This is a genomic window from Cellvibrio sp. (genome assembly GCF_053579595.1).
The window spans coordinates 1-4377 of record NZ_JBRFPI010000372.1 but is presented as its reverse complement, the minus strand read 5'-3'; the positions used below and the strand labels follow the sequence as shown (position 1 = coordinate 4377).

Genomic DNA, 4377 nt, shown 5'->3' with positions numbered 1-4377 from the left:
CCGGGACACCCACATCGCGGATATCCAGAAATTGCACACCTTTGACCACGCGGCCATTGTCCACATCAAGACAGGCAATTATGCCTTTTGCAAGTGCCATAAACAGTTCCGGAATTAATTAGCGTCGCAGTAGGCCTGCGCTTCCGCCATAGTCAGCGTGCCTTCGTAAATTGCGCGGCCGGTGATAGCGCCGCAAATACCTTTGTGGGCCTCGGCTTTGAGCGCGATGATATCGTCCATATTGGTGACGCCACCGGAGGCGATAATCGGGATGCTGGAAGCCTGCGCCATGGCGACAGTCGCCTGCACATTTACGCCTTGCATCATGCCGTCGCGGGCGATGTCGGTGTAGACGATGCTGTTGACACCGTCCTGCTCGAAACGTTTGGCGAGTTCGGAGGCTTGCAAATTGGATACTTCCGCCCAGCCGTCGGTGGCAACCCAACCGTCTTTGGCATCAAGGCCGACGATGATGTGACCCGGGAATTGCTTGCACATATCGGTCACAAACTGCGGCTCTTTTACCGCTTTGGTGCCGATAATGACGTACTCAACACCCGCATTCAGGTAGTACTCGATGGTTTCCGCGCTGCGGATGCCGCCCCCGATCTGGATCGGCAGCTTGGGGTAGGCTTTGGCGATAGCGGTAACCACTCCGCCGTTGACCGGCTTGCCTTCAAAGGCACCATTCAAATCAACCAGATGTAAACGACGGCAACCTTGTTGCACCCATTGTGCTGCCATCGCGACCGGATCGTCGGAGAAAACAGTGGAGTCGTCCATTAAACCCTGGCGCAGTCGCACACATTGGCCATCTTTTAAATCAATTGCGGGGATAATTAACATTGATCAATCTCGATTAAACAGAAATTAGGTTAGGCAGTCATGCCCAACGTAGGTGGCGGTAACTACAATGTTGGGCCTCGCTGCCTGCGCGGCGCGGCCCAACCTACACCCTGCCATCCCATTGTAAAAAATTCTTCAGCAGTTGCAGGCCAGCCGTATGGCTCTTCTCCGGGTGGAATTGCACAGCAAACAGGTTGTCCTTTGCCAGCGCCGCATGGAACTGCACGCCATAATCGCAAGTTGCAGCGACTTGGCTGGCATCGTCGGCCAAAATGTAGAAGCTGTGCACGAAGTAGAAACGGCTATCTTGCTCGATACCCCCCCAGAGCGGGTGATCGATGTGATGCACCTGATTCCAGCCCATATGCGGTACTTTGAGATGTGCACCAGTGCTATCTGTATGGTTTTCGCCGAAGAAGCGCACTTTTCCCGGCAATATGCCGATGCAATCCACACCGCCGTTTTCTTCGCTGCTATTCATCAGCGCCTGCATGCCCACGCAAATTCCCAGCACCGGTTTGCCGGTGGCAATTTGCTCGCGCAGCAACTTATCAAATCCGAGGCGTTTGATTTCCGCCATGCAATCGCGGATTGCGCCCACACCAGGGAAAACCACCCGGTCAGCAGCAGCTACAGCAGCGGAATCAGATGTCACAATGACGTTTTGTTCAGGTGCAACGTGGCTCAGGGCGCTAGCCACCGAGTGGAGATTGCCCATGCCGTAATCGATAACGGCAACGGTCTGCTTACCAATAGTCATAAATCAGAGGCTACCTTTGGTGGAGGGCATAATGCCTTCCATACGCGGATCCAGTTCGAGCGCCATACGCAGGGCGCGACCGAAGGCTTTGAACACGGTTTCGATCTGGTGATGGGCATTGTGGCCGCGCAGGTTGTCCACATGCAGGGTGACGCCGGCGTGGTTGACGAAGCCCTGGAAAAACTCCCAGAACAATTCCACGTCAAACTGGCCGACACGCTTTTGCGTAAATGGAATCTGCATGACCAAGCCGGGGCGGCCGGAAAAATCGATCACCACCCGCGACAGGGCCTCATCGAGTGGTACATAGGCGTGACCATAACGGCGGATGCCTTTTTTATCGCCGATGGCTTTGGCAATCGCCTGGCCGATGGTGATGCCGATATCCTCCACTGAGTGGTGGTCATCGATATGAGTATCGCCGTCGCAGGTCACGTCCAGATCGATCATGCCGTGACGTGCGATCTGGTCCATCATGTGCTCCAGAAAGGGCACGCCGGTGTTGAACACGCCTTTACCAGTGCCATCGAGATTGAGGCTGACACTGATTTTGGTTTCCAGGGTGTTGCGATCCACTGTAGCAATTCGTGGATTGGGGGCTATACGATCAGACATGCCTAACTCCATCAAACCGGACAAGTTCCGGCGACACATAATAAAGTGCGAATTATATAGACTTGGGGCGCCGAATTCACGGAAAGCCGCTCTATCAGGCTGATTGTTAAGTTGCCATACAGATTATTTCGCTCAAAATCCCGCCAAATTGCGTTACAAACTGCGTTAATCCCAGTATGTTGCGCACCGTTTTTAAACCCTCGTCAACTTATGATGGATCACCACTATGACTAATCTGCTGTTAAAAACCTGCCTTCTTGGCGCCAGCCTGCTCGCCGCAACCAGCATTGCAGCAGCGCCGTACAACAATAATCCCAATAACGCTGACTACACCGGCTGGAGCTGGTCGGGTCATGTGGATCATGTAAATATCGATAAAGCAGCAGCAGCCAAATTTGAAGCGCGTGTTGAAGATACTGCCACTGCTGTGGGCGGTGCAGCCGAGTATTATTCCAGTAGGAGCGAAAATACGCTTTCATTGGGAGTCAGTTTTTTGTTTTACCGTGACAATGCCGCCTTCAGTCAATATGTGAGGGATAATTGGTACGGTGATGAAGGCTATGAAGAGTCAGATGCGAACGCCTTAATGCTGTTCGCTGAATACGGTCCCAAGTATCGTTTCGGGCAAGACAATATGAGTTTTTTTACGGTTCGGGGTGGCGTTAGCGGCATGTTGGCTTCAGAGCGCAGCATCAGCAACTGTAGTAATTGCTATGAAGAAGATATTGAAATTGACGGCGGCGTTTACGGTGTGCTCGGCATTGGCCAAACCCTTGGCAGCCTCGATTTGAGTTTGCAATTCCAACAGTATTTGAGCGGCGATCTGGATAACACCATCCGTTTGAAATTATCGGGCGCATTCTAACTATACCTTCCTCCAGGCACGGCTTGGTGGCGCCAAAAACGTCCCTCAGGCCGATTTCATCGGTTAAACAGATTTTTATAAAAAGTTGGTATTAAGACTCACTTGCGTTTGCTTGGTCATGGTTTACTTTTAAAGCGCGACTTATAAATGTCAGCAGCAACATGCAGGACTGCTAATGTGATTACCTATAACCACTACCAGAGAACTAGATTGACCGACCCCTTGAACCCTATTCGCCAACTGATCCAGCAGGCGCAGGAGCAGGATTCTGCTACTGGAAAATTGTTGGAATTTGTGGAGTGCCGCAAGAAGCGCCTGCACGCCGCAATTAAATTGCCGGAACAGCAAGCCGCTAAGGGCTTGGCGGATTTTGTGGTGCGCTACATTAAACACGTGCCCGATTTTATCGATGCCATCCGCAGCATGGCGCACGAGGCAGGCATTGATAAAGATGTTGAACCGCTGCTAAAAATCGCGAGTGATTATTTTATGTCACCGCCGTCGATTGTCGATCCGCACAGCCAACTAGAAGCGTTATTGGACGAAGCTTATCTCGCGCATCGTTTACTCGAAGAAGTGAATGATCGCTTTATGGCGAAAAGTGGAATTCCTCTCGCACCTATGGATATGACCGTCGCCAATGTAATTGCGCATGAATTAATTGGCGAACCTTTCGCGAACGAATTGGATCAAGCCGTGTTATTTTCCGCAGAACTCTTATTAAATGAACACGGTTTTGAAGGCGCCAATATTACCCATTATGTCAATGCACATCGCGATAAAGGTTGGACAGAAGAATTGGAGCGCTGGCCTTGCTTGGTAGAGGATTTGTCGATCAGCGTTGAGTTTGATACCGAGAGCAGCACACGCCATTAACGAATTAATTCACGCGTTTATTTAAAATAAAAAAGGCGAATTGTTTTTTACAATTCGCCTTTTTTATTTGCACCGCAGTTTATTTACACAGGATCAACTTCCGCATTTAGTTTCATATCTTCGTAGCGGGTTTTATCGAGCATTTTTTCACTGCTACCAACGATCACTGATACCGCTGCATCACCTGTCACATTTACGGCGGTGCGCACCATATCCAATAAACGATCCACGCCGATAATTAATGCTATTCCTTCAACGGGTAAACCGACCGATTGCAATACCATCGCCAACATGATCAAACCCACACTGGGAACGCCAGCAGTGCCAATAGAAGCGAGTGTTGCTGTTAATATCAGCATTAGGAACCCAGCTGCAAGTACATCAATGGTGTAAACCTTGGGAATAAAGATAGTGC

General features: G+C 50.6%; 6 protein-coding genes and 1 pseudogene. 2 read left to right on the top strand and 5 right to left on the bottom strand.

What is annotated here, in order from left to right; all coding sequences use genetic code 11:
• From ACWA6V_RS17945 to hisB, 4 genes and pseudogenes are all read right to left on the bottom strand, one after another.
• Nucleotides 1–100 (bottom strand): annotated as a pseudogene (locus tag ACWA6V_RS17945) (imidazole glycerol phosphate synthase subunit HisF); the annotation flags it as partial.
• A 14-nt stretch (nucleotides 101–114) separates the two neighbouring features.
• Nucleotides 115–846 (bottom strand): 1-(5-phosphoribosyl)-5-[(5-phosphoribosylamino)methylideneamino]imidazole-4-carboxamide isomerase, encoded by a 732-nt coding sequence (hisA, locus tag ACWA6V_RS17940; protein ID WP_449523777.1) that lies wholly within the window; start codon nucleotides 844–846, stop codon nucleotides 115–117.
• Nucleotides 847–949: 103 nt separating this feature from the next.
• A complete protein-coding gene (gene hisH / locus ACWA6V_RS17935) occupies nucleotides 950–1606 on the bottom strand; it encodes an imidazole glycerol phosphate synthase subunit HisH (RefSeq protein ID WP_449523776.1) in 657 nt (218 codons plus the stop codon).
• Nucleotides 1607–1609: 3 nt separating this feature from the next.
• Nucleotides 1610–2221: an imidazoleglycerol-phosphate dehydratase HisB gene (hisB, locus tag ACWA6V_RS17930; RefSeq protein WP_310074469.1), complete on the bottom strand. Its 612-nt coding sequence runs from the start codon at nucleotides 2219–2221 to the stop codon at nucleotides 1610–1612.
• 226 nt (nucleotides 2222–2447) lie between these two features.
• On the opposite strand from hisB, the gene ACWA6V_RS17925 reads away from it, so the two are divergent.
• Nucleotides 2448–3086: a hypothetical protein gene (locus ACWA6V_RS17925; protein WP_449523775.1), complete on the top strand. Its 639-nt coding sequence runs from the start codon at nucleotides 2448–2450 to the stop codon at nucleotides 3084–3086.
• 210 nt (nucleotides 3087–3296) lie between these two features.
• On the top strand, nucleotides 3297–3962 hold the full coding sequence (locus ACWA6V_RS17920; RefSeq protein WP_449523774.1) for a hypothetical protein: 666 nt from the start codon (nucleotides 3297–3299) through the stop codon (nucleotides 3960–3962).
• Nucleotides 3963–4045: 83 nt separating this feature from the next.
• Here the strand turns inward: ACWA6V_RS17920 and ACWA6V_RS17915 are convergent.
• Nucleotides 4046–4377, bottom strand: a 332-nt coding sequence (locus tag ACWA6V_RS17915) for a dicarboxylate/amino acid:cation symporter (RefSeq protein ID WP_449523773.1), incomplete at its 5' end; no start/stop codon positions are given.

Excerpts from the sequence above, each read along its gene's own strand:
- hisA (WP_449523777.1), bottom strand. The coding sequence starts at position 846 with ATGTTAATTATCCCCGCAATTGATTTAAAAGATGGCCAATGTGTGCGA.
- hisH (WP_449523776.1), bottom strand. The coding sequence starts at position 1,606 with ATGACTATTGGTAAGCAGACCGTTGCCGTTATCGATTACGGCATGGGC.
- hisB (WP_310074469.1), bottom strand. The coding sequence starts at position 2,221 with ATGTCTGATCGTATAGCCCCCAATCCACGAATTGCTACAGTGGATCGC.
- ACWA6V_RS17925 (WP_449523775.1), top strand. The coding sequence starts at position 2,448 with ATGACTAATCTGCTGTTAAAAACCTGCCTTCTTGGCGCCAGCCTGCTC.